This is a genomic window from Secundilactobacillus collinoides DSM 20515 = JCM 1123, assembly GCF_001435975.1.
Classification (GTDB): domain Bacteria; phylum Bacillota; class Bacilli; order Lactobacillales; family Lactobacillaceae; genus Secundilactobacillus; species Secundilactobacillus collinoides.
The window spans coordinates 1-4,149 of record NZ_AYYR01000097.1 but is presented as its reverse complement, the minus strand read 5'-3'; the positions used below and the strand labels follow the sequence as shown (position 1 = coordinate 4,149).

At 41.0% G+C, this 4,149-nt stretch carries 2 protein-coding genes; one reads left to right on the top strand and one right to left on the bottom strand.

Annotated features, from left to right (window positions below; translation table 11 throughout):
* Positions 1-329 precede the first annotated feature (329 nt).
* The gene (locus FC82_RS13720; RefSeq protein WP_056997289.1) at positions 330-1,400 is read right to left on the bottom strand and encodes a YheC/YheD family protein; all 1,071 of its coding nucleotides are present in this window, start codon (positions 1,398-1,400) and stop codon (positions 330-332) included.
* Positions 1,401-3,202: 1,802 nt separating this feature from the next.
* Here FC82_RS13720 and FC82_RS13715 point away from each other — a divergent pair.
* Positions 3,203-3,973: a CAP domain-containing protein gene (locus tag FC82_RS13715; RefSeq protein WP_056997288.1), complete on the top strand. Its 771-nt coding sequence runs from the start codon at positions 3,203-3,205 to the stop codon at positions 3,971-3,973.
* The last annotated feature ends 176 nt before the right edge of the window (positions 3,974-4,149 follow it).

The following is a 4,149-nucleotide window of genomic DNA, read 5'->3' as shown; positions in this document are numbered from 1 at the left end:
TGTCTAGTCTGAAAGGTCTAGTTGATTAGTGTTGCACTTGAATTTTAAACTGGGCTTTGTTTTTTTATAGACCATTTTCAATCTAAAACCATCATTTCATAAGCCTTTTCTTGTTGATCAATGTCTGACAGTCACCTTCTTTCAGTGAAGTGGCAAGCCCTACGTGAGACAATTTCCAGACAAGTATGACTTGCTTTCAAAATATGACTGAACAAAAATATCATTGACGGACAACGCATCGGATACGTTGCTGCCAATGATATTGTTTTTTCGCCTGAAAGCCATCCTAGCAAGCAAGTTTTCGCATGCACTACTTCGTTCACCACCGTTTACAAATACCGCTGAACATCGTGTGCCACGCGATATCGTGACGCATTACTAAACCGATCCGTGGCGCTCGTTTGAGAGACTAAATAGTAATATGCTTTGACACGTAACTCGGCATCTTCAAGCTTGACATACTCATGGCCAGGGCCTGCATTGACTTCCATAACCCACAAATGCCCCTGCTTATCAATTGCAATATCGATACCCAGGGCAGAAATCCAGTCTTGATAGTGCCGTTGAAAAGCCTGTGGTAAGGTCGTACTCATACGGGTTAATTCGGCTTCAATTTTGGGCCCGCGACTGCCAAACAGCCCCTTTAGAAGCGTGGGCAACCAAATCAATCCACCGCCCTGATGCATATTCGAAACAACGTGGTTGAGAATCCCAATTTCCACGTAATTCTTGACAAGTTCGAAGTCACCAACCTCATTCTTACGGACCAGCATTCTGACGTGAAAGGGCATGCCATCCGGAGTCGTTGTTTCAATGTACGGCTGGACAACATAGTTATTGTGTGTGTAATCACTTAGAAAAGCCTCCAACCCAGACGCTGTCACAGTTTGCGTTTCTTCATCCGTTTGAACCGTAATGGTTTCCTGTTGTTGGGTCATTTTTACAATACCGACGGCCTGAGCCCCATTTCCCGGTTTAACGATCACACCGCTGTACTCGTCAAGAAATGACTTAATCTGTTGACTGTCAGTGATTGTTTCAGTCGGCAGATAATAGGGTTTAAAGACTGGATCATTTTTTAAAAGCGGGTAAATCGTTTGTTTAGCGCCAATTCGATGATTCATTAAAAATGCCTGTTTAGAAAGCTTAGCTAGAAATGGCGCCGTCTTCTTTGTCACCATTAGATTATCGATCACTCTCGGAATCGGTACGGTCTTGATGACCCATTTGCCATCCTCAAAAAAGGTGCCTTTGACAGTACTAGCCACGAAGTCAAAATCCTCAGCCGCACACAAAAAGGCCTCCAGCCCGTATGCCTGACTCAATATCACCAATTGGCGCAGATAACCCTGCGGCACCCTTCCCAGCCTATAACGCCGAACAATTGCAATTGTGTTCATGATTGTTTTCCCCCGTCTCGTTGCTTATCTTTGACTACTATTCACTACGCCCGTTGTTCCCGTCTACCGGACTAAATTGCCGGTCTTAGCAACTTACCGGACGCAACAGCCGGATTGTATCACTAAAACCGTCGTTCCCAGTATCAAATAAATAGCTAATCTGAGCATCATCTGCACGGTATGTAAGTCTATTATTCCGGCCACCATTTGATTTCCACCCCTTTAAGCTGTCAGATTTCTTTGGCCTGTTTTTTGTCAGAAAGTCTTTTGTTTTTAGTGACCTATATCGACGCCTTGGTTTAACAACGCTACGTTGTTATTAATCCTATTCCGATTTAGCAAAAGATTGTGACTGATAACTTCCGATGAAGCTGTCAGGTAACCCCAATCGGTTGATCACTTTTCGCCACAATTTATCAGCATCCGCATTAATTGCAACTACAACAACCGGTGTCTGAAACTACCTTTGTGAGCCGAATGCGTATGCCTAAACCTGAAAGTCTGAACCAGCGATTACGACGAGTGGTTGAACTAGTGTTTTAACAGTTTAAACCGCCCATGTTCAAAACGTCTGTCTGCTGCTCCTATTGATTCAGTTCAGCCGTTATTTATTCAGTGCTATAAACTAATTCGTTAAGGTCGGTCATAAAATGTCAGCGTTTTCAACTAAATTTAACATTGCGGGTTATCAATTACAACAACAGTCATTGAGAATAGTGTCGGAATAAGTACATAGTGCATCCTTAAACGAGCAACCAATCATAATGGTCTTCATAAAGTTGATGGTATTAAGGTATTTGCAACTGCCACCGCTCCTAATTTTGAGGGTGCTTTTTAAAACAACACAAAGATTGCAAGTGACATGCTTATTCCTAACAAGAACGTAGATGAGCCGAAATCAGAGAATCGACCTGGGGATTCCCTGAAAATCGATCTAATTTGGACCAAACATCAAAAAAAGCACCCTTCCCCAAATGGGAATAGATGCTTGAACGCAACGATATCAAATTATCTTAACGCTTTGAGAATTGACCGGCCTTACGAGCTTTCTTAAGGCCTGGTTTGTTATTAGTCAAACTTAACTGCTATCAGTGTCTTTCTACATTACTGATATATCAACGTTTTTTGAATTTAATAGCAATCATCGTTATTCAATTTCAACGAATCATACCCATTTTTCATACAAAAAGTGATGGTATCAAATAATACTTTTTGCGGATTTTGAATAATGTTAGTCATTATAAACCGTTGGTGCTAGAAATGACATCTCGTTTTTTATAACCATACTACGGTGATTCGCGATATAAAATCACAGTTATAGAATCGGAATGAGTTAATCTAATAATTAATTAAAAGCGTGAGCACAAACTAATATGCAGACTTGAATCCTTTCACTTTGGAGGTGAATTTTGGGTATGTTGCTTTACCTTGGATGTAAATAACAAAAAGATTATTTAAGGTTTTAAGCCCTGAATACTAAGCTATTAAGAAAGCTGAATTCGGAGATCGTATCAAGTTAGTACTTACCCATTTCACTAATAAGACAGTACCATCCGCTACGTCTCAAGACGGTAAGAATCATTACGTTTCGAACAGCACAACCACTGACTAACAGCTTCACTGATTAATGAGCTGACAGATAAAAAGACCGGCCCACTCATTTTTGAGCGGGACTTTTTTGTCTTGGTTGAAGGATGCCATGATTCTGATGTATTGTGTACGATTAACAATGCTATAAGTATTTAATTGCATTATAATTAATGAAGATTATTTCGAAACATAATCAAGTAGGGGGAATTATCGTGAAAAAAAGTATGATCTTCATCGTAGCACTGACTGTTTTTGGGGGTATCGGTACTGCCCAGAACGTTGCAAGTGGTGCCAGTAAGGCGGCCAAAGTAATCAGTACGAAGAACCTTAAGAACAGTAAAGTTCACCTGTCGAAAGGCTATATATACAGTACCAGCAAATTGACCAAAGTATCGCATAATGGTCAAAATTATACACACACTACTTTTACCCGCTACTCACAAATCACGGTTAAAAAAAGTAATGGTAAGCAGGCAGTTTATCAATACATCCGGGCCGGTAAAGTGAAGGGCTGGGTTTGGCACAGTTATTTAAAGAGCGGGGCAGCACCTAGCAGCACATACAAAGTGACTGCTGCTAACCTAAAAACGTTCCAGAAAGCCTTCTTAAGCTATATGAACAAAGAACGGGCGCAACGCGGTCTATATGCTTACAAAGAAGAGCCTGATCTCGACAAGGTAGCGGCTGTTAGAGCTCAACAATTAACTGTTACATTTAACCACGTAAATGCTCTAGGACAAACACCATTTGAGGTCGGTAAATCAATGGGCGTTGATTTTTACGCTGAAAACATTTTTGACGATTTTACTGGGCGTTCCTCATGGAATGCAGTGGCTAAAGAAGAGGTCCATACCTATATTTATGATGATGCTGACAGTAACTGGGGCCACCGCGATACAATGCTCAGCAAGGATTATAAAGCACTCGGCAATGGCATTGCGATCAAAGACGGACGACTGTATACTGCACAGGATTATGCCTGACACCGCTGATGAAGAGGCAACGAAACCACAGTTAATTTGTGACAAAGCATAAACAGGATTGCGAAGGACAATAGCTGATATCTACCCTTCTAATTCAGGCAATAATATGATCAGAATATTGTTCCTCAATTGTCAAGTTAAGTGCAACACTAATGGCCTATTCTTATAATTGGTCT